At 56.4% G+C, this 25,984-nt stretch carries 27 protein-coding genes; 19 read left to right on the top strand and 8 right to left on the bottom strand.

The annotated features are described in order from the left end of the window. Positions 1-349 precede the first annotated feature (349 nt). From QMZ18_RS29355 to QMZ18_RS29330, 6 genes are all read left to right on the top strand, one after another. The gene (locus QMZ18_RS29355; RefSeq protein ID WP_282609963.1) at positions 350-1,351 is read left to right on the top strand and encodes a BMP family protein; all 1,002 of its coding nucleotides are present in this window, start codon (positions 350-352) and stop codon (positions 1,349-1,351) included. A 79-nt stretch (positions 1,352-1,430) separates the two neighbouring features. Further along, positions 1,431-2,972, top strand: coding sequence for an ABC transporter ATP-binding protein (locus QMZ18_RS29350; RefSeq protein ID WP_282609962.1), 1,542 nt, complete (start codon positions 1,431-1,433; stop codon positions 2,970-2,972). After that, on the top strand, positions 2,972-4,021 hold the full coding sequence (locus QMZ18_RS29345; RefSeq protein ID WP_282609961.1) for an ABC transporter permease: 1,050 nt from the start codon (positions 2,972-2,974) through the stop codon (positions 4,019-4,021). Before QMZ18_RS29350 ends, QMZ18_RS29345 begins: the two co-directional genes overlap by 1 nt. 6 nt (positions 4,022-4,027) lie before the next feature. Then, complete coding sequence (locus QMZ18_RS29340) at positions 4,028-4,972, top strand: ABC transporter permease (RefSeq protein ID WP_282609960.1); 945 nt, start codon at positions 4,028-4,030, stop codon at positions 4,970-4,972. A gap of 19 nt (positions 4,973-4,991) precedes the next feature. Further along, positions 4,992-6,278: an amidohydrolase family protein gene (locus QMZ18_RS29335; protein ID WP_282609959.1), complete on the top strand. Its 1,287-nt coding sequence runs from the start codon at positions 4,992-4,994 to the stop codon at positions 6,276-6,278. 42 nt (positions 6,279-6,320) lie between these two features. Continuing rightward, positions 6,321-6,680 carry a hypothetical protein gene (locus QMZ18_RS29330; RefSeq protein ID WP_282609958.1) on the top strand — a complete coding sequence of 120 codons (360 nt, stop codon included), beginning with the start codon at positions 6,321-6,323 and terminating at the stop codon, positions 6,678-6,680. Positions 6,681-6,976: 296 nt separating this feature from the next. Here QMZ18_RS29330 and QMZ18_RS29325 read toward each other — a convergent pair whose 3' ends face one another. Both QMZ18_RS29325 and QMZ18_RS29320 read right to left on the bottom strand, forming a co-directional pair. Then, complete coding sequence (locus tag QMZ18_RS29325; protein WP_282609957.1) at positions 6,977-7,402, bottom strand: tetratricopeptide repeat protein; 426 nt, start codon at positions 7,400-7,402, stop codon at positions 6,977-6,979. Further along, positions 7,386-8,141, bottom strand: a complete 756-nt coding sequence (locus QMZ18_RS29320; RefSeq protein WP_282609956.1) for a tetratricopeptide repeat protein — start codon at positions 8,139-8,141, stop codon at positions 7,386-7,388. The genes QMZ18_RS29325 and QMZ18_RS29320 overlap by 17 nt, the downstream gene beginning before the upstream one ends. A gap of 179 nt (positions 8,142-8,320) precedes the next feature. On the opposite strand from QMZ18_RS29320, the gene QMZ18_RS29315 reads away from it, so the two are divergent. Continuing rightward, the gene (locus QMZ18_RS29315; protein ID WP_282609955.1) at positions 8,321-8,770 is read left to right on the top strand and encodes a GNAT family N-acetyltransferase; all 450 of its coding nucleotides are present in this window, start codon (positions 8,321-8,323) and stop codon (positions 8,768-8,770) included. Positions 8,771-8,865: 95 nt separating this feature from the next. Here QMZ18_RS29315 and gcvA read toward each other — a convergent pair whose 3' ends face one another. After that, positions 8,866-9,774: a transcriptional regulator GcvA gene (gcvA, locus tag QMZ18_RS29310; RefSeq protein ID WP_282609954.1), complete on the bottom strand. Its 909-nt coding sequence runs from the start codon at positions 9,772-9,774 to the stop codon at positions 8,866-8,868. A gap of 113 nt (positions 9,775-9,887) precedes the next feature. On the opposite strand from gcvA, the gene QMZ18_RS29305 reads away from it, so the two are divergent. From QMZ18_RS29305 to QMZ18_RS29290, 4 genes are all read left to right on the top strand, one after another. Continuing rightward, positions 9,888-11,273, top strand: a complete 1,386-nt coding sequence (locus tag QMZ18_RS29305; protein ID WP_282609953.1) for an aromatic ring-hydroxylating dioxygenase subunit alpha — start codon at positions 9,888-9,890, stop codon at positions 11,271-11,273. 41 nt (positions 11,274-11,314) lie between these two features. Next, a complete protein-coding gene (locus QMZ18_RS29300; RefSeq protein WP_282609952.1) occupies positions 11,315-12,337 on the top strand; it encodes a D-2-hydroxyacid dehydrogenase in 1,023 nt (340 codons plus the stop codon). Between the two features lie 175 nt (positions 12,338-12,512). Beyond that, positions 12,513-13,379 (top strand): phytanoyl-CoA dioxygenase family protein, encoded by an 867-nt coding sequence (locus QMZ18_RS29295; RefSeq protein ID WP_282609951.1) that lies wholly within the window; start codon positions 12,513-12,515, stop codon positions 13,377-13,379. A gap of 281 nt (positions 13,380-13,660) precedes the next feature. Beyond that, on the top strand, positions 13,661-14,149 hold the full coding sequence (locus QMZ18_RS29290) for a GNAT family N-acetyltransferase (protein WP_282609950.1): 489 nt from the start codon (positions 13,661-13,663) through the stop codon (positions 14,147-14,149). 6 nt (positions 14,150-14,155) lie between these two features. On the opposite strand, the gene QMZ18_RS29285 is transcribed toward QMZ18_RS29290, so the two are convergent. Both QMZ18_RS29285 and QMZ18_RS29280 read right to left on the bottom strand, forming a co-directional pair. Next, complete coding sequence (locus QMZ18_RS29285; protein ID WP_282609949.1) at positions 14,156-14,593, bottom strand: VOC family protein; 438 nt, start codon at positions 14,591-14,593, stop codon at positions 14,156-14,158. 76 nt (positions 14,594-14,669) lie between these two features. Further along, positions 14,670-15,026 carry a helix-turn-helix domain-containing protein gene (locus QMZ18_RS29280; RefSeq protein WP_282609948.1) on the bottom strand — a complete coding sequence of 119 codons (357 nt, stop codon included), beginning with the start codon at positions 15,024-15,026 and terminating at the stop codon, positions 14,670-14,672. Positions 15,027-15,138: 112 nt separating this feature from the next. Here QMZ18_RS29280 and QMZ18_RS29275 point away from each other — a divergent pair, with 112 nt between their 5' ends. The 3 genes from QMZ18_RS29275 to QMZ18_RS29265 all read left to right on the top strand — a co-directional run bounded on the left by QMZ18_RS29275 (position 15,139) and on the right by QMZ18_RS29265 (position 18,160). Further along, entirely contained in the window at positions 15,139-16,056 is a 918-nt protein-coding gene (locus QMZ18_RS29275; RefSeq protein WP_282609947.1) for an SMP-30/gluconolactonase/LRE family protein, read from the top strand. A 169-nt stretch (positions 16,057-16,225) separates the two neighbouring features. Continuing rightward, positions 16,226-16,792, top strand: coding sequence for a TetR/AcrR family transcriptional regulator (locus tag QMZ18_RS29270; protein ID WP_282609946.1), 567 nt, complete (start codon positions 16,226-16,228; stop codon positions 16,790-16,792). 177 nt (positions 16,793-16,969) lie between these two features. Beyond that, entirely contained in the window at positions 16,970-18,160 is a 1,191-nt protein-coding gene (locus QMZ18_RS29265; protein ID WP_282609945.1) for a fatty acid desaturase, read from the top strand. 16 nt (positions 18,161-18,176) lie between these two features. Here the strand turns inward: QMZ18_RS29265 and QMZ18_RS29260 are convergent, their stop codons facing one another. Next, entirely contained in the window at positions 18,177-19,820 is a 1,644-nt protein-coding gene (locus QMZ18_RS29260) for a protoglobin domain-containing protein (RefSeq protein ID WP_282609944.1), read from the bottom strand. 597 nt (positions 19,821-20,417) lie between these two features. Between QMZ18_RS29260 and QMZ18_RS29255 the strand changes: the two genes are divergently transcribed. Further along, positions 20,418-21,122 (top strand): GNAT family N-acetyltransferase, encoded by a 705-nt coding sequence (locus QMZ18_RS29255; RefSeq protein WP_282609943.1) that lies wholly within the window; start codon positions 20,418-20,420, stop codon positions 21,120-21,122. A gap of 123 nt (positions 21,123-21,245) precedes the next feature. Here QMZ18_RS29255 and QMZ18_RS29250 read toward each other — a convergent pair whose 3' ends face one another. After that, positions 21,246-21,731, bottom strand: a complete 486-nt coding sequence (locus QMZ18_RS29250) for a hypothetical protein (RefSeq protein ID WP_282609942.1) — start codon at positions 21,729-21,731, stop codon at positions 21,246-21,248. Positions 21,732-21,861: 130 nt separating this feature from the next. Between QMZ18_RS29250 and QMZ18_RS29245 the strand changes: the two genes are divergently transcribed. From QMZ18_RS29245 to QMZ18_RS29230, 4 genes are all read left to right on the top strand, one after another. Continuing rightward, positions 21,862-22,182 (top strand): PepSY domain-containing protein, encoded by a 321-nt coding sequence (locus tag QMZ18_RS29245; RefSeq protein WP_282609941.1) that lies wholly within the window; start codon positions 21,862-21,864, stop codon positions 22,180-22,182. 42 nt (positions 22,183-22,224) lie between these two features. Beyond that, entirely contained in the window at positions 22,225-22,896 is a 672-nt protein-coding gene (locus tag QMZ18_RS29240) for a response regulator transcription factor (protein ID WP_282609940.1), read from the top strand. A gap of 4 nt (positions 22,897-22,900) precedes the next feature. Then, the gene (locus tag QMZ18_RS29235) at positions 22,901-24,328 is read left to right on the top strand and encodes a sensor histidine kinase (RefSeq protein ID WP_282609939.1); all 1,428 of its coding nucleotides are present in this window, start codon (positions 22,901-22,903) and stop codon (positions 24,326-24,328) included. Between the two features lie 163 nt (positions 24,329-24,491). Beyond that, on the top strand, positions 24,492-24,968 hold the full coding sequence (locus tag QMZ18_RS29230) for an RT0821/Lpp0805 family surface protein (protein ID WP_282609938.1): 477 nt from the start codon (positions 24,492-24,494) through the stop codon (positions 24,966-24,968). Positions 24,969-25,028: 60 nt separating this feature from the next. On the opposite strand, the gene QMZ18_RS29225 is transcribed toward QMZ18_RS29230, so the two are convergent. Further along, on the bottom strand, positions 25,029-25,949 hold the full coding sequence (locus QMZ18_RS29225; RefSeq protein ID WP_282609937.1) for a trypsin-like peptidase domain-containing protein: 921 nt from the start codon (positions 25,947-25,949) through the stop codon (positions 25,029-25,031). Between the last annotated feature and the right edge of the window lie 35 nt (positions 25,950-25,984).

Below are 25,984 nucleotides of genomic sequence, written 5' to 3'. Positions count from 1 at the left end.
CGAACCGGACCTTTAATCAACAGGTACAGCCGGCGGCGACCGTCACTGGCGCCCCTATTCTCTGTGCGCTTTACTTATTGGTGGTCGCCAAGTGACAGACTATCCTGGTTCATCAGTCTATGCCAAGTCGCCTGCAGCGCTTCCAAGCAGCCTGGAGTAATGCTGCAGTTCGGATCAAAAAGTTGACCAATTGGTCAGAATTTGGTTACACTAATTATCGAAAGAAGGGGTGTTGGTGAAATAATCTTGCAATTACAAGAGCTAAGAGGGCAATAAAAATAACCCTCTCCAAGGGACTCTGTGATTTGCTCGGGGTGGTTTTCAACAAATAACGATACAGGGGACGATAATGTACAGGAAATTTTTTACCGCCGTCCGCGTTGCGGTAGCGGCGGTTTTTGTGGCCGGGGCCATGAGTGGTTCAGCCCTTGCTGAGAAGATCAAAGTGGCGGGTATCTATACCCAGCCGATTCAGCAGAAATGGGATGCGCGCCTGCATCAGGCGCTGGTCAAAGCCCAGGAAGCCGGCGAAATCGAATACGTCTTTTCCGAAAAAGTCGCCAACACCGACTATGTCCGTGTTCTGCGCGAATACGCCGACAGCGGTGTTGCACTGGTGGTCGGTGAAGCCTTCGGGATCAGCCGGGAAGCGCGGGCGGTTGCCGATGATTATCCTGAAGTATCGTTCCTGATGGGAGACCCCTTCAAGCCGCACGGCAAGAATTTTGCGGTCTTCGACAATTACATTCACGAGCCCTGCTACCTGATGGGCATGATTGCCGGCAGCATGACCAAAACCAACAAAATCGGCATGGTCGGCGGCTATCCGATCGGCGAGGTCAACCGGCTGTTCCACGCTTTTATGGCTGGCGCTCGTTCGGTCAATCCGGAGGCTCAGTTCAAAGTCACCTTCATCGGCTCCTGGTACGACCCGCCTAAGGCCAAGGAAGCTGCTTTTGCAGAGATCGAAGCCGGTGTTGATGTGCTCTATGCCGAGCGCGCCGGTGTAGTCGACGCAGCACGGGAAAAGGGCATCATCGCCTTTGGCAACGTGAATGACATGAACAAGGAAGAAAACGGCAAGGACGTGGTCGTTACTTCTGCGCTATGGCATATGGAATCGGCCATCAACAATGCAATTGCCGAAGTCAAGGCAGGCAAATTCACGGCCGCCGACTACAAAGAATGGACCATGATGGCCAAGGGTGGGGCAACACTCGCGCCCTACTACGAGTTCGAAGACAAGATCCCTGCCGACATTAAGAGCAAGGTCGAAGCTCTGAAGGCCGAAATCCTGGCCGGAACGTTCACGGTCGAGATCAACGACGAAGAACCCAAGTCCACTTTCTGAGGCAAGCCCATAGAGGACGGTCGTTCCTGGCGGAAACCGCTGGGAACGACCAGTCTCTAATCTAAGGAAAACCCTCACGATGACAGCTGTTCTGCGCTTGGAGAACATTACCAAGCGGTTCGGCTCCCTGGTGGCCAACGACAGTGTTTCGCTCTCGCTGGCCCGTGGAGAAGTGCTGGCGCTGCTTGGCGAAAACGGGGCCGGCAAGACCACGCTCATGAATATTCTCTTCGGCCATTACGTTGCCGACGAGGGGCGGGTCGAAGTCGAAGGCAAACCGCTGTTGCCGGGCGCACCTCATGCGGCGATCGCCGCCGGGGTCGGGATGGTGCATCAGCATTTTACTCTGGCGGATAATCTTACCGTTCTCGACAACGTGGTGCTTGGCACTGAATCTCTCTGGCGCCCGTGGCAAAACCGGGCAGCGGCCCGCAATCGCCTCGACACCATGTCATCTGAGTTCGGCCTGACCGTCGATCCGGATGCCCGCGTCGGTGATCTGTCGGTCGGTGAGCGCCAGCGTGTGGAGATCTTAAAGGCGCTCTATCGGGACGCCCGGATCCTGATCATGGACGAGCCGACGGCTGTGCTCACGCCACAGGAAACCGAGGTTCTGTTCGATACCCTGCGGCGCCTGGTCGAACGCGGACTGTCGATTATCTTCATTTCACACAAACTCAACGAAATTCTGGCGATCAGCGACCGGGTCATGGTCCTGCGCCGCGGCAAGATCGTCCACGAAATGCCGACTTCGGGCGCGGACCGGCACATTTTGGCCGAAGCCATGGTTGGACATACCGTGACGCGACCCAAGGCCGAGTCCATGGTGTCGGGAGCCCCGGTGCTTGCCATGCAGGACGTTTCGCTGCGCGCCCCAACCAGCGGCGTTGCGCTCGATCACGTCAATCTTGTGGTTCACGCTCATGAGGTGGTGGGCATCGCCGGCGTTTCCGGGAATGGCCAGGTCCAGCTGGCGGAGCTGATCTCCGGCCTCTGCCGCGCCGAGAGCGGCAGCATGACTCTGTTCGGCGAAACCATCGCCAACCCCACCCCTGCGAAGGTGGTCAAGCTGGGCGTCGGCCGGATCCCGGAGGACCGCCATGCTGAAGGCGTGATCGGGGAGATGTCGATCTGGGAGAATATGATCAGCGAGGATCTTCGCGCTCTGCCCATCTCGCGCCGCGGCCTGATCGATCATGCCGCGGCAAGAGCGCGGACCGAGGCGCAGATTGAGCGCTTCGACGTGCGCTGCCCGGGTCCGGATGCCGAAACCCGGCTGCTGTCCGGCGGCAATATGCAAAAGCTCATCCTCGCCCGTGCGTTATCGCGTGAACCCGGGCTTGTTCTCGCCAATCAACCTGCCCGTGGCCTCGACGAAGGCGCGATCGCCTATGTTCACGGCCAGCTACTGGCGGCGCGGGAACGTGGGGCAGGGGTTCTGCTGATTACCGAAGACCTGGAAGAGCTTCTGGCGCTCTCGGACCGGGTGGCCGTGATCTATCAGGGGCGTTTGTCGGCGACGCTGGACGCCAAAACGGTCACGCCGCGGCAACTGGGGCTGATGATGGCCGGTCACGACCCCAGCGAAGAGCAAACCGGCAGCGGGGGAGCAGCCGCCTGATGCGATTGGAACTTAGAGAATCGCCGCCCATCTGGCTGGCGGGTCTGGCACCGGTGCTGGCCGTGGCAGCGGCACTGGTGCTTTGCGCCGGCCTGATTGTTTGGACCGGAGAATCGGTGCTGGAGGCTTATGCGCTTCTGGTCAAAGGCGCGGTGGGGTCCCGTTTTGCATTGGCAGAGACCCTGACTCGGGCGACCCCTTTGATCCTGACCGGTCTGGCGGCGGCGGTCGCCTTCCGCGCGAAGCTGTGGAACATTGGCGGCGAAGGGCAGCTTTACATGGGAGCACTCGCGGCAACCTGGCTGGGGACCGGCGCGCTCGATCTGCCGGCATTTCTGCTGATCCCGTTGCTGTTGGTGGCTGGCGCACTGGCCGGTGGTTCCGTCCTGATCGTACCAGCGCTCATCAAGAACAAGCTGCGGGTCGACGAAGTCGTGACCACGCTCTTGCTCAACTTCATCATTCTGCTATTCGTCAATTATCTGCTCGAAGGCCCCTTGAAGGACCCTATGTCGCTGGGTTGGCCGCAAGCCGCCCCGATTGTCGACGAAGGAATCCTGCCTAAAATTCTGGCGAAAAGCCGGCTGCATTTGGGTTTTGTCATCGCCATTGTTGCGGCTATCGCGATCTGGCTCGTGATGCGCTTTACGGTTTGGGGCTATGAGATCAAGGCGGTGGGATTGAACGCCAGAGGCTCTGCCTTTGCCGGCATCAACGTCAATGGAACCATTATCCGCACGGCCTTGATCTCCGGTGGGCTTGCCGGGATGGCCGGGGTTGGTGAGGTAATTGGCTTGAAAGGTTACCTCACGCTCGATCTTTCGCCGGGGTTTGGATACACAGGAATCGCAGTTGCCATGCTCGCGCAACTCCATCCCATCGGCGTGGTGGTCTCAGCGTTCTTCCTGGCGGGCATTTATGTTGGTGCGGACTCCATGGGTCGGGCAGTGAATATTCCGACCTATCTGGCCGATGTCCTGGTGGCCTCGTCGGTGCTCGCAGTCCTGGTCAGCGTCATGCTGGTCCGCTTCCGGATCCGGAGAGGCTGACCCAGAATGGATATTCTCGAAATCCTCCTGACGACCGGCTTCTGGGCTGCAACCCTTCGGATTGCGACCCCTCTTATTTTCGGCACACTCGGTGAGCTGATCTGCGAGCGCGCGGGCGTTTTGAACCTGGGCATCGAAGGCATCATGACCATGGGGGCCATGGCCGGCTGGATGTGGGTCTACCAGGGTGGTGACCTCTGGGGCGGATTGGCTTTTGCGGCCTTTATCGGCATGCTGTTCGGACTGCTGCATTCGGGGTTTACGGTCTATTTGGGCCTTTCCCAGCATGTCACCGGAATCGGAATTACACTGCTGGCGTCCTCGCTCAGCTACTTCGTGTTTCGCATGCTGCTGCCGGATGCAACGACACCGCCAAAGATCGAACCCTTTCAGCCCTACGCGGTGCCACTCCTGTCGGACCTCCCGGTTCTCGGTCCTTCCGTCTTCACACAGACTCCCATGACCTACCTGGCGCTGATCTGTGTCGTGGTGATCTGGTATGGCCTCAACCGGACGCCGGTGGGTCTCGCCGTGCGCATGGCCGGCGAGCATCCCTTGGCGGTCGAGGCCCAGGGGATTGATGTCCTGGCTGTCCGGACCGGTGCCGTCATGGTCGGTTCGGCCCTGATGTCGGTGGGTGGGGCCTTCCTGACCATGTCGGCGTTCGACGCGTTTTATTTCGGCATGGTCAACGGACGCGGCTGGATTTGCGTCGCGCTGGTGATCTTTGCGTCCTGGCGGCCGGGCAAGGCGCTGTTGGGCGCGTTGCTGTTTGCGGGTATCGATGCGCTTCAGGTGCGGGTCCAACAGGTTTCGGGCGCCGCCATCCCCTATCAGTTCTTCCTGATGGCACCTTATGTTTTAAGTATCCTGGCGATGGTTGTCATGGCACGCCGCGCGGCCTATCCCAAGGCATTGCTGGCGCCGTTCCGGCGCGGCGACCGGGCTTAAGAAGGAGAGGACGGAAGTCATGCTGGATCTGATCGTCCGGAACGCCAAGCTCCCCGGCGGTAAAGATGAGACCGACATCGCCTGCCAGAACGGCAAGATTGTCGAGACCGGACCAAAGCTCGATGCCGTTGCACAGCGCGAGATCGATGCAGCGGGAAAGTTGGTAGCGCCACCTTTCGTCGACAGCCATTTCCACATGGATGCGACCCTCAGCTTTGGCCTGCCGCGCGTCAACGAAAGCGGAACTCTGCTGGAAGGTATCGCGCTTTGGGGCGAGCTAAAACCGCACCTGACTGTTGAAGCGATCAAACAACGCGCCTGGGAACTCTGCCGCTGGTCGATCGCGCGCGGCACTCTGGCGATCCGCAGCCATGTGGACATCTGCGATCCGCGCCTGCTTGCCGTCGATGCGTTGTTGGAGATCCAAAAGGAGGTCGAACCTTATATCGATCTGCAACTGGTTGCTTTCCCGCAGGACGGTTATCTGCGCGATCCCAATGCGAAGGCGCAGTTAAAGACCGCCTTGGATAAGGGCGTTAATGTGGTGGGCGGTATTCCGCACTTCGAACGGACCATGGCCGACGGTGCGGAATCCGTGCGCCAGCTGTGTGAGCTCGCGGCCGAGCGTGGCCTGTTGGTCGACATGCATTGCGACGAGACCGACGATCCCAATTCCCGCCACATAGAATCTCTGTCTTTTCAGACCCAGCGTCTGGGCCTGCAGGGCAGGGTGGCCGGATCGCATCTGACCTCCATGCATTCCATGGATAATTACTACGTCAGCAAGCTGATTCCCCTGATCGCCGAGGCTGGAGTTACGGCCATCGCCAACCCGCTGATCAACATCACCATACAGGGCCGTCACGACAGCTATCCCAAGCGACGCGGCATGACCCGGGTGAAGGAACTCATTGAAGCGGGCGTGCCGGTCGCGCTGGGCCACGATTGTGTCATGGACCCCTGGTACAGCCTGGGCAGTCACGACATGCTGGAGGTCGCCAACATGGCGCTGCACGTCGGGCAGATGACCGGCATGGACCAGATGCGTGAGATGTTCCGTTCTGTCACGCAGCGCGGTGCGGAAACCCTGCATCTCGAGGGCTATGGCCTTGAGAAAGGCTGCAATGCCGACATGGTCATCCTGCAGGCGCGCGACGAGGTCGAAGCCCTGCGCCTGAAAGCCAACCGGCTCCAGGTCATCCGGCGCGGCAAGGTGATTTCCGAAATGCCGCCGGCGACTGCGAAACTGGACCTGGACGGCGAAGCACATGAGGTGGATTTCTCGTTATCCAGGGTCAACAGCTAATATCTCTCCGATCCAGTCAGGGTATGATTTCGGTGCATCGTGATGCCGGACTCCGGACTACTCGGTTGGACTGCGTCAGTCAGCTTTGTAAAGCCGGTAGATCTTGAAGACGAGGAAGCCGCAGCTGCAGATCGTGCCGGCAAGGATACCTATATTCTGCACAACACGAAGTTTCCAGTAGCTGACTGCGCCGTTTTCTTCCGGGTTGGGCTCTGCTTTTGGATTGCTGTCGATACCCAGTCCTGCGAATCAATAGTCGAAGGTCAGAAACATAACAACTTCGACTGCAAGAGAGACGATGATCAGCAGGCCTACAGCCTGCAGGAGAAGCCGGAAAAGCTGCTTTGCCGTGGGAGCGAAGACACCACAGATGCACAGAATGATACTGGCGGGGAGGCTTGAGATGAAAAGGGAGATCCATCCATCCGCAGTGGCCAATGCAAGTTGCGTCAGACCATGAAAGGTCAGACGCGTGATTGAGTATTCAAAGTAGTGCGGCGCAAAAGCATAAATGGGGACGTTGTGCAAAGCGCCGTAGGTATGGTCAGACACACCGATAGGGAGATCAGCAGTGGAGAGAGCAGGAGCTTCTTGAACCATTCGTTTTTAAGCATCGAATGGGCTTCTGGAGTCACTGGTGGCGAGATGCGGCTTGACGCCTCGTGCGCGAACAGACTTCAGCGTGCGCATGCAGTTCGTCAGGGCCTGATCCCCTGCGACAGAAGGCGATTGCGACCTTCTATTGCGCGTTCATTCCCCTCAAAGGCGGCTTCGGTGTACCAGCGCAGCGCCCGTCGCTTATCGACAGTGACGCCAATGCCGTTTTCGTAAGCAAAACCGAGATTGTATTGTGCGCTGACAACACCTTGCTTTGCCGATTTTTCCGTCCAGAAGAAAGAACGGTCGAAGTCTTTTTCGACACCTCTCCCAGAATAATATAGCGCTCCCAGAAAGTTCTGGGCGTTCGGGTTTCCGGCTTCGGCTGCTGGTGTTAACCAACGGACGGCTTCTGCATTGTTCTGCTCGACACCTTGGCCGAGCAAATAGATATGACCGATGAAGAACGAGGCTTCGCTATCTCCATTTTCGGCGGCGCGCTGGAACCACTTAAAGGCTGTTTGCACACTCTAGTTCCACGCCCGCGCCGCTATTGTAGAGCTGACCAAGAATTCTCTGTGCAGCCGCAAAACCGGCTTCAGCTGCTGAGGTGAGCAGTTCGGCGGCGCGTTGAGGGTCTTGGGTCAAGAATTCATTCGATAGAAAGTGGGTCGCCAGTCTCGTTTGCGCTTCCGGATCGTTGATAGTGGCGGCACGCTGAAACCAGAGTTCGGCTTTCTCTCTGTCCGCGCTGACACCCAGACCGGCCAGGTAGATCACACCCAGCAGGTTTTGAGCGAGCGGGTCTCCGGCCTCGGCGGCCTTAGAAAACCACTCTCTGGCCCTAGCCTCGTTTTTCAAGACAAGGCCTGTTCTGAGATTGAGAGACCCCATCACGGTCATGGAGGGCACATGCCCCTGTTCGGCTGCGGTTCTCGTGAGAGCCGTGCCCCTCGGCCCATGCTGCAAGCTACCAAATCCCAGATAAATGGCTCCGAGCTGCGCGTTGAGTTCGACATCCTGCGGAAGGGCAGTCACGGCCTGATCGCAAATGCGCAGTGTCTGCCGTGAATAAGGCCCGGTTGGACTTTGTGGAAAGAAGCTGACCGGCGCCTGAGTGCCGTCCTGAGCCTGATGCTGCTCAGGATTGGCAATCCTTTTCAGGCACTCCTCTTTTAGTGCTTGCGGATCCTGCGTTTTGCCTGGGGCCGAGCCAAGGCACAGCAGCCCAAGGGTTACGAGACTTGAAAAAACTACCTGTTTCATATCGCCGAAAGTTCCATTCACCCCATATCGAAGAACCAAACCTAGCCATGCGTTACCGAGCCTACAACTCAATTTTTACTTGTTATCCACTTGTAAAAGATAGCGCGTTTGGCTCCAAAAGCTCTGCAAAAGCTGCTATCGATTACCTGCAGATTTTTTAGAAAATGGAAATGATCTCAATGGATTGGCGCAGGGACGAATATTGGCTGACAACGGACTCAACAGTCTTCGATATGGACGTGCTGTTTCGTTTCATTTCGGAGGAAAGCTACTGGGCGCGTGGTATTCCGCGGAGCACCTTTGACAAGGCGCTGCGCAACTCACTCTCTTTCGGCCTGTTTGATGGAGAGCATCAGATCGGTTTTGCGCGTGTGGTTTCCGACTTCGCGACTATGGCTTATCTCGGTGATGTTTTCATCCGCGACGATTATCGCGGCCGGGGCCTCAGCAAATGGATGATGGAGTGCATCCTGTCGCATCCGGACCTGCTGGGCCTGCGCCGTTGGATGCTGGCCACGGCCGATGCGCATGAGCTCTATAGGAAGTTCGGTTTCACGCCCTTAAGGGCGCCGGAGAAATTCATGGAGCGACACAATTCGGATGTCTACACGACGGCAGCGCAAACGTAAGTCACGAAAAAGGATGGGCGCCGCAACTACGCCTCGCCGGAACGGGAAATACTTCCGGTCAAATGAACTCCTGTGATTGGATTACGCAATAGACGCTAAAGAGGTTTTTCCTTTTCCCAAATCAGCCAGTCACGGAATGCCTGTATCTGCGGGTCATCCTGCCGATACTCCGGGTAGACGATGTAGTAGGAAAAGGAGTGACGCACCGTGAGCTCGAATGGCTGGATCAAGCGGCCGGACCGAAGATCAGGTTCCGCGAGTTCGGTGTATCCTATTGCAATGCCCATCCCGTCGATAGCGGCCTGAAGAGACAAACCCGGGTCGTGAAACGAAAGGCCGTCAATGCTCTTGAAATTTGTGACCTTGGCTGCCGCCAGCCACGTGCGCCATTCCTCCCCGCGCTCGTGAGACCCCACGTCGGCATGTAGTAAAGGATAGTTCAGCACATCTTGTGGCGCGTCGAGCGGCTTTGACTCCTCGAGCAGGGTAGGGCTGCAGACAGGTGTCATATGTATGGGGAGTATCAGGTCGGATTTCAGGCCGCGCCAGGGCGGCAAACCACAGCGAATGCCAATATCCGCCTTACCTCTTCCCAGTTCTAGCATCCGCAGTGTTGGCACCAGATGAATAGACTGGTCTTCATGCTCCATATGCCAGCGCCGCAAGCGTGGCATGAGCCATTTGACGGCGAAGGTTGGCGTTGTGGTGACATTTACGGTGTTCTCTCTGGGGCCTTTGATCAATTCATCAAGCGTCTCGCCGATACGATCAAAAAACTCGATAAGCAGCGGTAAAAGCCTATGGCCCGCTTCCGTCAGTTGGACACCGCTGTTGGTTCTGTGAAAGAGCTGGAGGCCCAGAAGGTCTTCGAGCTGCTTAATCTGCTGGCTGACCGCACTGTGCGTGACGCAGAGTTCTTCGGCTGCCTTGCTGAAACTCAGGTGGCGCGCTGACGCTTCAAAGGCGCGCAGAGCGTTCAAGGGAAGGTTGCTTCGGTTCATCATGGCAGTTTATGCATATTAGTTTTTCTAACAGCGACTGTAAGAATTGATCGATTGTTGTCAATCTTGCTGTTGCGCAATGTGACTTATCACATGGTAATTTGAGAGCTGCAGGAATGAACAGGAGCACTGAAACTCGATCGAAGGAAAGCCTTCCCTATAGCGGTTATCATCAGTCCTGGACCGGCCAGGGCGACGACGAACTGACCCGTGTTGGGCCTAATACGCCCTGTGGCGAATACCTCCGGCGCTTCTGGCATCCGGTGGCGATGACTTCGGACCTCGGCGAGCGTCCGAAACTGATCCGGATTCTGGGCGAGGATCTTGTCTTGTTCAGAGATAAGGGCGAACGCGTCGGCCTTGTGCACCGGCGCTGTCCGCATCGGCGTGCTTCGTTGGAATTCGGCGTTACCGAAGAAAGAGGAATCCGCTGTTGCTATCACGGTTGGCTGTTCGACGTAGATGGCACAACTCTCGAAGCACCGGGACAGCCTGCCCAGGTGGAAAAGCAGATCTGCGAAAACGTGACTTTGGGCGCTTATCCGGTCAAGGAATTCAAGGGTCTGATATTTGCCTATATGGGACCGCCGGGCCTGAAGCCAGTCTTTCCGGTCTACGATACATTTGATTTACCCGGCCAGACTCTGGTTCCCTACACGGCGCCGTTCCACTGTAATTGGCTCCAGGTTCTGGATGCGATCGTCGATCCCATTCATACCGCCTTCCTTCACTCACGTATCAGCCGCGAGCAGTTCTCCGAGGGCTTTGGTGAAATCGGCAAGATGAAGTTCTATAAACGCCGAACCACATTTCTGGGCACCGCGGCGCGGCGGGTCGGCGACAATGTCTGGGTCCGAACAAACGAACTGGTACTGCCGAACTTTACCCAGGCCGGCGCCGCGTTCTCGGCGGACGGCACCAGGCAACTTTACTACAGTCGGACGTCGTTCGTTCGCTGGGTGGTGCCGATCGACGACGAAGAGACACTGTGCTTCGCCTGGGCGGTTTTCGGCGAGCGGGCGGACCCGGACGAATACAATACGCCTGAGGGACCGGAGCTGATTGAGCAGGGTGAAGTCTTTGACCGTTCTTATGAAGAAAAGCAGCGCTGTCCTGCCGACGCCGAAGCGACCGAAGGCATGGGGCCTATCACCGAGCACAATAAGGAGCATCTCGTTGCGAGCGATCAGGGCATCGTAATGTACCGCAGACGATTGCGGTCTCTCATCCGGGACCTCCAGGACGGCAAGGAACCGGCGCATGCCACGGACGATTGGCAGGATGGACCCATCCCGACCTTTGGTGGAGACACTGTCGTGCAAAAGCCTAAGAATGGCGGTGACGATGCCGTTACGCTGCGAAACATCGGCCGTGCGGTCATGGAGGTGCAGTTCGAGGCAGAGGGTCTTCCGGAGACAGACCGGGTTGCAAAGGTTGTCGCCTGTCTGAAACAGATAGAAACGGATGAAATGCTCTACGGAGAAACAACGCGATCGGATTGATGACAGCGCCATCAAGCCAGAGAAGCAGGAAAGGCGATACTTTGAACCGAAAGATAAAGCTGCACGTAAAGAACAATCACGCTTCGCCGGACACCTTTCCTTCAACAGCGGAGGGTGAGCTTGTTTTCACAACGACTCAGGAACGTTGGGACGACGCAGCGCGCCGTCACCCCGACGTCGCCCAGCACCTCGATGTTTTCATCGATTGGGATTGCGACCATTTCAATGAATCCATGCGCGATACGGAAGTGCTCTTTTGCTGGGACCTCCCGACGGCGGATTTGGCTGCGGTCGCGCCTAACCTGAAATGGATCCATATCCTGGGAGCGGGCGTTGAGCATCTTTGCCCCATGAATTGGGTGCCCGACGGTGTGCAGGTCGTGAATAACAAGGGAGCCCATTCCGTCAAAGCCGGTGAATTCGGCCTCATGAGTGTCTTGATGCTGCACAGCCACATTCCTGCAATCGTTACCAATCAGCAAAGTGCTCATTGGAAGTCTCTTTTTTCCTCGCCGATTGCGGGCAAGACTGCTCTGATCGTTGGTGTGGGCAGTTTGGGCGGGGGCGCGGCCAAGCAACTCAAAACGCTGGGTCTGGAGGTGCTGGGTGTGAATCGCAGTGGCAACCCGCATCCCGCAGTGGACGAGATGGTTGCCACCGATCAGATCGACAGGCTGTTGCCCCGGGCCGACTACGTTTTCATCTCGCTGCCTGCGACGCCGGAAACGGTGGGACTCTTCAACCGGAAACGCCTTGAAAGTATGAAGCCCGGCGCCGGGATCATTAACGTCGGCCGTGCTTCAGCCATGGATTACGACGCGCTCTCGGACCTGTTGCGGTCCGGCCATCTCTCGGGCGCGATCGTCGATGTGTTCGATCCCGAACCGTTACCGGCGGATTCTCCGCTTTGGTCCGTGCCCAATCTGATCGTGACCCCGCATGTTTCGGCGGACGACGGGGACAACTACGTGCCCATCACCCTCGATATCCTGTTCAACAATCTACGGCGCTACATAAACGGCCAGCCGCTGGAAAACGTTGTACGGCCGGAGCTGGGGTACTGAGAAAAGCATTTCAGGAGGAAACTTGAAGATCTCGTCACGTTTCAATGTCATGATTACACGGCTTTTCCTTCTGCCGCCCAATTTGGCTAATGCCTGCCCCTCGATTTTCGATCATCCGGGTCTGCTTGAGGTCGATTGAGGGTCTTGTGAACTCAACGGGGAATTTGCATCACTCATGCGGGATACAGTCGCACTTGAAACTAAAGGAATAAGCGGGGAGGTCGCGTCGTTCTTCATTTCAGATGCAGGCCAGGGAGATGATGCCGTTGCGGCCTACAGGCAGGACGGCGTGGTGTGTCTCCGAAACGTCGTCAGTGCAGATTGGCTGGGTGTGATTGAGGAGGGAATTGAGGCAGCTCTGTCTGGTGCCAGTACCGATTTCGATGTTGTCAAAATAGACGGTAACGAAGGGCGGTTTTCTTTCAGCTCCCAGGCATGGAAGCAGGTTGAACCTTTCAGGCGATTCATTTTTGACAGTCCGCTTCCCGACCTCTGCTGGCCGTTTTTAGAGTCGGATACGCTGACACTGTTTTACGACTTCCTGCTTGTCAAAGAGGCCCGCAGCAGCGGGGCGGCGACACCTTGGCATCAGGACCAGGCCTATTATCCTTTAAAGGGAACCAAGGTTGTCAACTGCTGGACGGCACTTGACCCTATCCCCGTTGAGACTGCGCTGCGTTTCTGGAGAGGATCCCATACACCTGGCATCGTCTATCAGGCCGCAAATTTTGAAAGGCCTTCCGAGGACTATAAACACCTTCGGCATGAACGGCCGCCCATACCCGATATTGATCATGATCCTAATGGCGAAATTTTGGCAACGGCGCTGGCGCCTGGCGACATGCTGATTTGGAACTCGCACACCTTTCATTCGGCGCCCGGTAATGAGCTGGATCGCAGACGAGCCGCATTCTCCGTCAACTGGGTCGGTGACGATGTTACTTATGAAGATGTACCTGCTATCGCCACTTACCGCGACGCAGGCCTGAATACGAGCGACAGAATTGACTGCGACAAGTTTCCGTTGGTGCGTTCTGTTTAGGCAACGAGTCTAAAAGTTTGGTTTAATTTTCTCGAGTGTGTTGGGGGAATAGCGAACTTTGGTGCCGTGGATCATGAGTGGCCGGTTCTTCAGTCATTGTTGCAAAACAACGATGTGCGGTTGGCTGGTTGGGAAGATTCTAGATGTAGCGATATAAGAACAAGGCCGGGGGAGATTCCTACAAGTTTGCGGTCTGAGGTCATTGACTCTGTTTATCTGCCACAACCAACCATTCGCAATGGAGCGTTGACAGCGTCCTGCTGAGCAACCATCACTCACCCATGATCATCCGAAAAGAAACACCCTCCGACACTACAGCCGTCCATGCCGTGGAGGCGGCCGCATTCGGACAGCCTGCGGAAGCTGATCTGGTTGAGGCATTGAACGCCGCTGGCGACAGTGTTTTGTCTTTGGTAGCGGAGCGGGAGGGCACGATTGTCGGACATGTCCTCTTTTCCAAGCTGCAATCGCCGGAAGGCTGTCTTGCCCTCGCACCGGTCGCGGTCGCTCCCGAACATCAGAAACAAGGGGTAGGATCCGCTTTGATCCGGGAGGGCCTGGCCCAGCTCGTAAATTCGGAGTGGAAGGCCGTGTTTCTGCTCGGCGACCCGGACTACTACCGGCGTTTCGGATTTAGTGTCGAAGCCGCCGCCAGGTTCGGCACCGACTATCCGAAAGAGGCGACCATGGTCTTGGAGCTAAGCGAGGGGGCGCTGGAGAGCTGCAGTGGCAGGATCCGCTATGCAGCCGCCTTTGAGGCTTTGGGGTGATCGAAACTACGATTGCCAGGGATTGTAGGAACCAAAATTCCAGACATGCCCTTCGGGGTCTCTGCAGGTGTAGAGCCGTCCGCCATGGTCCTGGTCGGCGATGTCGATGACGATTTTAGCACCGGCAGCTTTAGCCCTTTCATAGTGCGCATCGATATCCTCTATCTCGATATAGGCGGCCTGTGTGTTGCCGCCGCCGACGTCGTCGGGCTGTGTGATCAAGCGGTCGTAATCGCGCTGCTCCTCGTCTCGAACCGACCCCAGCATGATCATGCCATTCCCGAGCGTAAGCTGTGCATGGATGATGCTTCCGTCCTCTCCCGGAATCACCATATGCTTTTCGAAACCAAAGGCCTGGCATAGCCAGTCGATGGCCGACGGCGCATCGCGATAGCGCAGGGTAGGGATCACCAGTCCTGGAGTCAGTTCTGAATCGCTGGGCATTTGCTCACTCCTCAATAACCGTTGCAGACTTCAAATTTGCGGCGTCGGTCGTCACTGCGTATTTGTTCTGGGCCGTTCATTTTTTTCGCGCTGTCGTGCTGCTTTTCACCGACTTTCCCCAGATCTTCGCCCAGGCGCCGAGAGGTTCGAGATGCCCGTAAAGTTGTTCACCAAGTTTCGTCGCGGCATAACCCTGCGCAGTTCTCTCCACCAGTTTTGCTTCGCGCAGTTCTTTTAGGCGCGAGTTTAGTACGGCGGGCGAAATGGTTTCGCAGCGCTCCTGCAAAACCCGGAAGGTGGCGGGTCCGCCTTCACAGAGAGTCCAGAGCACGCCCATGGCCCAGCGGCGGCCGAGCAGGTCGAGGAGTGCCATGACAGGTGCGCCGCTTCTGGAGCCGCGTACGGGAGAGCCGGGCAGGGGGATCGTCGTCACGGCTTACAGTCCATCACTATTAAAAACATAGCAGATTCTTCTTGGCATAGAATAGTGAGTTTGCTATGAAAAAGATAGCATTTTGAATTCCGCTGCCCCTTGGGAGAAAACCATGAGTGAAACGCGTTACGAAATTCTGGACGAGCGTTTCCGGCGCAGCGTCAAGCTGACCGAAAATTTGGACTGTATCTGGTCAGAGGGGCGTTGGACCGAAGGGCCAGTCTATGTACCGGCCTATAGATCGGTGATCTGGAGCGACATTCCCAACGACCGTCGCCTGCGCTGGGACGAAACCACCGGCGCGGTCGGGGTGTTTCATGGCAATGCTGGAACTTACACAAACGGCGCCACATTGGACCGGCAAGGGCGGATCGTTGCTTGCGAGCACGGCACTCGTCGGGTGGTGCGCTGGGAGCACGACGGCAGCTACAGCATTCTGGCGGATCGCTATGACGGCACGCGCCTCAACAGTCCGAACGATGTAGTGGTGAAATCGGACGGATCGGTCTGGTTCACCGACCCCGCTTATGGCATCGAGTCCGATTACGAAGGTTTTCAGGCAGAAGCAGAGCAGGATGGCGAGCACGTCTATCGCATAGATCCGCAAAGCGGGGAGGTGATCCGCGTTACCGACGATTTCACCTGCCCGAACGGCCTGGCCTTTTCTCTTGATGAGCGCCAGCTTTACATCGCCGACTCCGGCGGAACCCGTTACGCCAGCGGTGAGCATCACATTCGGGTTTTTGATGTCTCCGAAGACGGCAGACTTTCCGGTGGGGCGATATTCGCCGAATGCAGTAATGGCTTTTTCGACGGCTTCCGTCTGGACACCAAAGGCCGGATCTGGACCAGTGCCGGCGATGGCGTGCATTGCTACGACTCGGACGGCAGCCTGATCGGCAAGATCCTGCTGCCCGAACGGGTGTCCAATCTTTGCTTCGGCGGTCCAAAACTCAATCAGCTTTTCATCACCGCCACGGCCAGCCTCTACCGGGTGTTACTGCCGACGACAGGTGCTAGAACCTTCTAGAGTGCGGTCGCCTCCCAGCGGTTACAGTCAAGAGCGCAATTCAGACGTCTGCGCCAGGCTCAAAGAACTGATTTAATTTGTGCCAGGCCCAGGCGTTGGCTTGACAATCGCAGCTGGCCTTCCAAAGTAAGTGATCATTCACTTATTCATTCGCGATTGGGGAATAGCGATGCGCGATGGCAGGGAAACCAAGGAACGGATTACGCGGGCGGCCTTGACGCTCTTTGTCCAGAAAGGCTTTGCGGAGACCTCCATTCGGGACATCACTTCCGCAGTCGGCATTACGGAAGGCGCGCTATACCGTCATTTCTCCGCCAAGGAACAGCTGGCCTGGGACCTCTTCTCGACAAACTACATCTCCTTTGCCACCGAACTGACCCGTGCGCGGATCGGACGTAACGGATTTGCCGCGCAGATAACTGCCATGGTCGAGACTTTTTGCCGGTTTTTTGACGATGACCAGGAGCTTTTCAGTTACCTGCTCCTGGTTCAGCACAATGAATCGGGGAAACTGCCCGATAGCATAAAGACTCCCGTCGATGCAGTGCGTGAATGCGTCATAGATGGGATGGAACGGGGGGACATTCCGCCTGCTGATCCGGAATTGGTCGCCGCCAGCCTGCTGGGCGTTGTGCTGCAGGTGGCAACCGCCAGAATTTATGGCCGGATTGACCAGGAGCTTTCTGAACTGTCGGAAGAACTCACCGCAGTCTGTCTTCGAGTTGCTCAGGCTTAAGTCTTCTTCCACGTTCGATAGATCAGAGGGCAGTAAGTGCTGGATGGCAGCGGCCGTTAGCGGTGCAATTAGGATCGCTGCTTTGATGTGGACTGGCGTTGTAAACGGCTGCAAAAGGCGGTCAAAATTTTTGAATTTTAAGTAAGTGAATGTTCACTTATAATAGGAGAAATCTAGATGGCATTGCCTGTTTTATCTGATGTGGCAGCCGGCGGTTCCAAGGTCCGTCCCGTCCCGGTCTCCGTTCATGGGGCGCGACAGCTTTCCCGGTCTGCGCGCAGCCGGCCGATCAAGTTCACGAACTCAGCCGAAGACCGGTTCCTTCCGACTCTGCGCAGGAAGGTCACAACCTATTTTCAGGAGACGGGGCAATCCCGGACCGGTGGCAGGCGGATTCTCGCCAAGGGCCTGTTCTATGGTGTCTTGGCAGTAGCACTTTACGTGCTGACCTTGTCAGGCCGTTTTGGTGCATTGGGAACTCTTTTATCGGCAACGGCCTGCGGTCTTTTTGTGCTCTTGCTGGTGACTAATATCGCCCATGATGCTGCCCATGATGCACTCAGCGGCAACAAGAAGTTCGACCGCTTCGTACACACGATGATTTTTAGTCTTCTTGGATCCAACGCTTATCTCTGGCGGCTGCGGCATGTGAAATCACACCACAATTTTCCAAATGTGAACGGATGCGACGTCGACATCGACGAAAACCCTTTTATCCGTCTGTCACCGAACCACCCTGGCCGCTGGTATCAGGCATATCAGCACCTCTACGCGCCATTGGTTTATGCGTTGGTTGCGCTTCATTCGATCTTTGTTCAGGACCTGATCTATCTGTTCAAGAAGCGACTCGCGAATTTAACGGACATTCGTCATCCGCGGCACCAGTACATCCTTTTCGCGGCCACAAAGTCGCTGTACTTCGGATTGATGCTGGGGCTTCCGATGGTCTTGTTGGACTTCGCATGGTGGCAGGTTCTGATCGGCTATCTTCTTGTCACGGCAGCGCAGTCGCTGGTCTTCGTGTTCATGCTGATTGGAACGCGTTTTACCGAAGAGACATCGTTTCCTGTGGTCAATTCAGAGGGGTACCTGCCACACAGCTGGGCCGACCATGCCTTGGTGACCTCCATGGACTGGCTACCCAACAGCCGCCTTGCCAATTTCTTGGCAGGTGGCGCCAACGCCCATGCCGCCCATCATCTCTTTCCGAATGTAAGTCACGTTCACTACGTGGCGATAACCGGGATCATTCGCGAGACGGCAAGTGAGTTTCAAAAGCCTTATCAAGAGGCCGGACTGATGCAGATGATGGTTTCACACTTTTGCCTGCTGCGCCGCCTGGGACGTCAGGAAATTGAACAGGCCTGACGCCCCCTATATTGCTTTAAGCCGCTGCTCGGATGTTGAGCGTGCTCAGCAGTTGTTTTAAATCTCCGGCGTGCTCAGCGGCATTATTAAAGCGGATTCTGACTATGCCGTTACTGAAGTCGATTACGCTCGCAGGGAAGTTTTTGCCTTCGATAGCAAGTTCAATTGTAGTACCTGCCGAAAGATCATGCAGGTCGTCGACAAAGGCCGCGGCACCGCTTTCGCTGATATCTCGCAGACGCGCGCTATGACGGGCACCGCCGATGATGATGTAGACGGCAGTGTCCGCTGAAACCTCGACACGTTTATGCTCGCGGCGGTCGAAGGCTTCGTGATTGCGGAGCTGCCCGAGGATCTTGGTGACCCGTTCGCCCAACAGAGCGACGGCGTCACTGGTACTATCCGTTCCCGCCTGCACCTCGTTGGAGAGTTCCAGGACTTCGGCTGCCTCGGTGGCGACGGTCTGAATGTTGACGGCAACCTCGCGGTTTCCGGATGCGGCTTCCTGGATATTGTTGGCGATTTCATCCGAAGCTGCGTTCTGTTGTTCGGCTGCCTGATCGATCGCCGCTGAAACCTGATCCATTTTCTCGATGATTTCGCTGATCGACTTGATCGCGCCGACCGCATGATTGGTGGATTCCTGAACCTTGGAGACCTGCGAAGCGATTTCGTCAGTGGCCTTTGCCGTCTGGTTGGCAAGGCTTTTAACTTCGCCGGCGACGACGGCAAAGCCTTTACCGGCCTCACCCGCGCGGGCCGCTTCGATGGTCGCGTTCAACGCTAACAGGTTGGTCTGAGCTGCAATATCCGAAATGACCTTTACGATATCGCCGATCTCCTGTGACAGACCGTCCAGCTGGCTCATGATCTGTCCGGCGTCGTTTGCTTCCTTGACCGCTTTTTGCGTGACGTCCTTTGCCTGATCGGTTTGCCGGCCGATTTCCTTGACCGTTGCCGTGAATTCTTCGGTCGCGGCGGCCACGGTTTCAACGTTGGCGGAAGCCTCTTCGGAGGCCGAGGCGACGGCGGTTGCACTGGAGCCGGAGCGTTCGGAAGCTGCAAGCATTTTGGTCGCGGTTTCCTTCATCTCCGTGCCCTTGCCAGCGACGATATCGATGGCTCCGTTGATTTCGGATTCCAGGCTGTTCGCAAGGCTGGACAACTCTTGCTGCAGGTTTTGCTGACCGGCCTCGATATAGACCGATACGGCAAGTTCCATATCGAACAGGATTGCACGGGTGACGGCATTCTGCGCTTTGTTCAGCTCTTCCGGTTTGCGCCGAAAGCGTTCGACCAGGATTTTATTCATCCGGGACATCAGATACCCATAGGCCCCGACGTACCAGTTCGGTGTCAGACCGATTCTACGGTGGGCTTCACCGATCGCGTTCGCGCGCTCGAAGTATTCGTCGTCGAAGCGGCCGGAAAAGAGGAGTTTCCAATGCTTAAGCTGAGCGTTCTTAAGGGCAGGAACACGTGCACCGTTGTCCGTCAGTTCCGACAGGGTATCCCAGTTGCTGACGAGCTCATAGAAGTCGTCCATCAGGTTCGATAGCTCACTTTCCAGGTGTGAGTAGACCTCCGGTAGCGAACTTCTGACATCGGGGGTGAGCCCGGCAAAGGTCAAACGGTTGTTTCTGTCGCTGCTACTGTCCATCGCTTCTTACCCCTAGATGTAATCTCTTCGAACGCTTGCGAATCTCTATTCACTGTTATTAAGTGTATAAAATTAAACAATCATGAAGTTAAAACTGTAGGTTTCATACACTTCATGGTACAAGTTCGTTTAGAGGTAGATTGTTGAAAAATATAGGAAAAATGTAACGCTGCACGGAAAAGTACGATCACTGAAGATGAGGGATGTGCGTTCTTGGGTGCAGAAATATGTTGCTGCATCTGCCGAAATTCGTCTGTGATTTCATTTTGAAAATGGTGACGTTATAGTGGAAAAACACCTGAACACTACTTTCAGGGGATTGTTTGTTCTCTATTAAGACGAAACTTACCTTGCTCATCCAATGCGGGTACCGTAGCCACGTTACAGCAAGACTCAAACAGGTCTGCTGGACACGGCCAATATGACTTGGCGTCATGGGGGTGCTGGTGCAGGCGATAAGCTTTGCTCCAATAAATGGCGCCCTGAGCAGAGCGAAACTGGATCTTTGCGAACTTCTTCACACCGATATGATCAGCGATGTTCTGTTCTGCGCTACTTGGCGCCGCGGGATCATGCTCGCACGGCTATGGAGACATTATGCCCGAATTTGAGAGTGAAACTGGCCTGCCGATAGGTTTTCCAGTCGATGGATGGATGGCCTGCCAAGCGCCGCCAAACACGGTGATGGAAGGACGCTATTGCAGCGTCGAACCGATTGACCCGGACCGTCATGCTGCTGAACTGCACGACGCAAACCGTAAGGACACGGATGCTAGAATCTGGACCTATATGCCTTACGGACCATTCGCCTCTTTGGATGATTATCGGGCCTGGATGACAACAACCTGTCTTGGGTCAGATCCCCTTTTTCACACAGTGATCGACAAGGCGAGCGGTAAAGCTGCCGGCGTCGCCAGTTATCTGCGTATCGAACCTTCAATCGGCGTGATTGAAGTTGGGCACATTAACTATGCGCCGGCGCTTCAGAAGACCGTGGCGGCCACAGAGGCTATGTATCTGCTGATGCGCCGGGTGTTCGATGAGCTCGGTTATCGGCGCTATGAATGGAAGTGCGATGCCCTGAATGCCGGATCCCGCGCGGCGGCGGCGCGGCTCGGATTTCAATTCGAGGGTATCTTCCGCCAGGCTACGATGTACAAAGGCCGCAATCGGGACACGGCTTGGTTTGGCATCACGGACAAGGATTGGCCGGAGATAAAAGGGCGCATGGAGACCTGGTTGGATCCAGCGAATTTTGACGCTCATTGTCGCCAACTGAAAAGTCTTTCAAAAATCAGATAGCCGGCCGAACAGCCGGCGGAACAGACGAAAAACCGCGACGGGTATCCTTCCGCCGCGGTTTTTATATCTCTGTTTATGCCTGTGTGCATCCTGGCTCTTTTGGTTTAGGCTAGGCAGCCAGCGTTAACGATAGCGCTTTTTCAGGATGCGGCCATTGTGGGCATTGACGACCAGCTTGACCGGCCGCCCCCTGTAGTCGTAGGCGCGGACTTTATAGCGGTCACGTTTCAGGACGATTTTCGAGATGTCGTAGTAATCCCTGCGGCGCAGCTTCTTGACGATCTTCTTGATCGGCAAAATCCGGCGTTTATGGAACTTGTGACCATGCTTGTGTTTCTTGTAGTGGCCATGACGGTCGTATCGGTCATGCCTGTCGTAATGGCTGTGTTTTCCATGGCGGTGCTTGTGTGCCGAACGGTGATCATGGCGCCGGTCGTAGGCTCTATGGCTTCGGTCGTGATGACCACCGAAGATGTAGGCCCCGACCCAATAGGGTGAGGACTTATAGCTGTGGCTCTGGTGACCGCCGTGATATTCGCCTGCCTTTGCACCGGTTGCACCGATCAGGATCAGGCCTACGGCGCTGATTGCTAAAATTAGGTTTCTCATGTTTGCCTCCAAACCAAGTTGCATCCGGGTGGGATGGACGATGATGATGGAGACTGCCATAGTCCCGCTGAACTGAAGCTGGATGGGCTGTTCATTCGCTGTTCAGGTTCTTCAGGCTAGGACTGGGCTCATGATTAAGGTAGCTGTCAAACTTCTGACCGGAACGCCTCGAGCGCTTGTATTAGCGCTGGCACTGACCGTGATGGCTTTGTCTGCCGGCCTGGCTGCGGCTAAGGATCACGACAAGGCGCGAGACGCGGTATCGAGCGGTCAAGCTCAACCATTGGATGCAATCCTGCCAAAGGTGCGCGCGCGTTATCCGGGCCGTCTTTTGGACGCCAAACTCACGCGCAGTGGCGGTAAGTATCGCTACGTCATCAAGATTTTGGACAAAAAGGGCAAGGTCCGGCGTGTGACCGTCGACGCCCGAAGCGGCCGCATCCTGAAATAGCCAGGATGGTTGCGAAAAGTGACAAATTGAGAAGGGAATGCGATGCGGCTCTTGGTCGTTGAAGACGATCCGGACCTCGCCCGTCAGCTAAAGACCGGGCTGGAGGATGCCGGATATGTGGTCGATGCCGCCCACAACGGCGAAGATGGACACTTCCTTGGCGACACGGAACCATATGATGGGGTTGTGCTGGATCTTGGACTGCCGAAAATTGACGGCCTGACCGTGCTCGAAAGATGGCGCCGGGACGGGCGCAGCATGCCTGTTCTGATTTTGACGGCGCGAGATCGATGGAGTGAAAAGGTCGCCGGCTTTGATGCCGGGGCTGATGACTACCTGGCCAAGCCTTTCGTCATGGAGGAGCTTTTGGCGCGGTTGCGTGCTCTTTTACGTCGGGCGGCGGGACATGCTTCGAGCGAATTGGAATGCGGGCCATTGCTCATCGATACCCGGGGGGCGCGCGTGACGGTGGACGGAATGGCCGTCAAGCTGACCTCTTTGGAATACCGCCTGCTTGCCTATCTGATGCATCACAAGGGACGAGTCGTCTCACGCATAGAATTGACCGAACATCTTTATGATCAGGACTTCGACCGGGATTCCAATACCGTGGAGGTCTTCGTTGGACGCCTTAGAAAGAAGCTCAAAGTCAATCTGATCCAGACGGTACGCGGGTTGGGCTATTGCCTGGCCCAACCGGAAGACGACGCCTAGGCGGATGATCAGGAACGGTTCTAAATCCCTCGCATTCCGTCTCATCGCCGGGGCGGCCCTTTGGTGTGTTGCCGGGCTGGTGGTCGGCGGGCTTGTCCTGTCTTCGCTGTTTCGCGAATACGTCGAGCGGAGTTTTGACACCCGCCTGACCGTACTGCTGGAATCTGTGGTTGCCGCAAGCGATATCGATGCCGAGGGACGCCTGGAGGTTGCGACCGTGCTCGGAGAGGCCAGATTCGAGCAACCCTATTCAGGCTGGTATTGGCAGATCTCTCAGCTCCGGGCGAATCATGAAGTCGGTTCACATCAGTTAGCTGATGCCGAAACAAAGACATCGGTGATGGAACCTGTGCTGTCTGAGCCTCTGCGGTCGCGGTCACTTTGGGATTGGGCCTTGCCGGGGCCGGCTCCTAAGGCAGAACAGGCACTCCGCAGCGCAAATATCCCCGGCCCGGACGGGCAGACCCTGCGGATGATCGCGAGGGAAATCACCCTGGCCGGCGTCGACCTGCCATTGGATTTTGTCGTCGCCGGAGATCGTGCTGAAATCGTTGCCGACATTGCGCGCTTCAACTCGACCCTCTTCTGGTCGCTTGGGCTTTTGGGAGCGGGGCTTGTTTTGGCGATGTTCTTTCAGGTGCGTTTCGGCCTGCAGCCGCTGCGCCGTATTCAATTTGCGTTGGCCGACATACGATCCGGCAGGGATGATCATTTAAGCGGGCCATTTCCTAGCGAAATTGAGCCTTTGGCCGATGAAGTTAATGCACTCTTGGAACACAATACCGCGGTCGTCGAGCGCGCCCGGACACACGTGGGCAATCTGGCGCATGCTTTGAAAACCCCGCTCTCGGTACTGCTGAACGAATCGGCGGCGTCGACGGAACCTCTGGCCGATACCGTGAGTCAGCAGACGGTCCTGATGCAGCGGCATGTCGATCACTATCTGGTGCGCGCACGGACTGCGGCCAGCAGCGGCGTGCTCGGCGTACGCACTGAAATCGGCCAGGTGCTCGAAGATCTGCGCCGGACTCTTCTTCGCATCCATGCACGGCGTGACATCGCAATCGACGTCGAGTGTGACGAGGATCTGTTGTTCCGGGGCGAACGCCAGGATCTCGAGGAGATGATCGGTAATTTGTTCGATAACGCCTGTAAGTGGGCGAAGACAGAGGTCGTTGTTGGCGTGACCCTTCGTGACGGCGAGCTTTGTTTGCTCGTCGACGACGATGGTCCCGGGTTGCCGCCGGAGCGGCGTGAAGAAGTCCTGCAACGGGGCAAGCGCCTGGACGAATCGGTTCCTGGCTCAGGACTCGGTCTTTCGATCGTTGGTGATATTGCCGGACTCTATGATGGAAAACTCGCGTTGTCGGAGTCGCCGATGAAGGGATTGCGGGTTGCGTTGACGCTGCCGGGAGCCAGAAAAATAGATTAACAGATTGGTTTTTAATGTTATTCTGTCTTTTGAGAAACCTGAACGGGAGATGAACGTCGCGTTCAGCATCGTTTCAACCAGAAAACCGTAAGATCGCTCTCATATTCACACGGCATCGATGGGATCCATTGCGCCGACCCACTGAAACAGAGTGAGACCAACAATGACTTCTTTGAAATACGTCCTCGTCGCCGTCCTGGGCATTTCGCTGGCCGGCTGCGCAAACAATGAATATGGCACGAAGGAAACCGTCGGTACCTTACTGGGTGGCGTCGGTGGTGCTGTCGCAGGCGCACAGTTCGGCAGTGGTTCCGGACAGCTTGCCGCGACCGCCGCAGGTGCACTCATTGGTGCCTTCATCGGTAATCAGGCAGGCAAGAGTCTTGATCGCGCCGATAAACAGTACGCTTATCGGGCCGAACAGGATGCCCTGGAACACACGCCTTCAGGCAACGAAGTGACCTGGCGCAATCCTGACAGCGGCAACTACGGTACGATTAAGCCGGTGGAGACCTACCAGAACACTGAAGGTCGCTATTGCCGCGAATACACCCATACCGTCTATGTTGGCGGCGAACCGCAGGATGCCTACGGACGGGCGTGTCGTCAGCCGGATGGATCTTGGGAAGTGGTTGGCTAACACAAATTAAGCAAATTACGGCGGTTATCGGCGCAAGTTGAGGGTCGGTTGCAGGCAGGACTACTGCCAGCATCCGACCCTTACGATATAGGGCCTGGCATCGGCGAAAAGCTGTTCTTCACTTGCCTTTTCGCCAACATCTGCTGTCGTGACCTCTACGTGGTTATTCCCGAGAAAGCCCAGGACGACGCTGTTGCTGACAGCAAAACCTACATCCCGCACGATTTTTCCGGTTTGCTGGTAGGTCGAAACTGTATCGATCTTCGCGGTGACGACGCCGATGACCCGTCCACTTTCGTCTATCACGGGGCCGCCGCTGTTGCCTTTTCGGACGTCGGCTTGGATCGGCACCATCACGCCGAGCTTGGAGATCTGGTAACGCTTCAGGGTTCTACCCGGGGTGAGCAGCGGCTTGATCGGTGCAATACCTTGGTTGGGGTAACCGACAAGGACAATAGGCAGGTCCGTCAGCTGGTCGCTTTTTTGGGCAAATATCGCGTGGATGTGGCTGTCCACCTCCGCTTTCAGCAAGGCCAGATCGAAGGCGGGGCTGGTCGCCTCGATCGTTGCCTCCAGACGCTGGCCGGCGGTTGTTGTGATTGACACCTTCGGGCAGCGGGCGATCACGTGGTTGTTCGTTAAAATCATGCCGCCTGGGGCAACGAAGAAACCCGTGCCGACGCTGACAAGACGTTTTCCCGGTTCCAGAGGTTTGGTCTGATTTTGCAGCTTTCTGCGGATGCGATCGATCCGGCGCTGCTTGATGGCTTCCGCCTCAGCCTTGCTGACCGCTTCGCCGGTACAGTCCGATTTCAGCTTTACCTGAACCTGATCGCGGTCGGCATCATAGCAATTGACGACATCCGACGATTGCGCACTTTCGGCTGAAAAAGGGGCCGAAAACACAATTGCGATAAGCGCAATCCCGGAGGTCAGCATCCCTCCCGCCAGTGTCTTGAACTGCAAGATCAAAAGGTTCATCCTTAACTTTGACGTCTTAACTGGGGTCGAATCAA

This window comes from Pelagibius sp. Alg239-R121, assembly GCF_947331435.1.
Taxonomy (GTDB): domain Bacteria; phylum Pseudomonadota; class Alphaproteobacteria; order Kiloniellales; family Kiloniellaceae; genus Denitrobaculum.
This window is presented reverse-complemented; position numbering and strand designations above follow the sequence as displayed.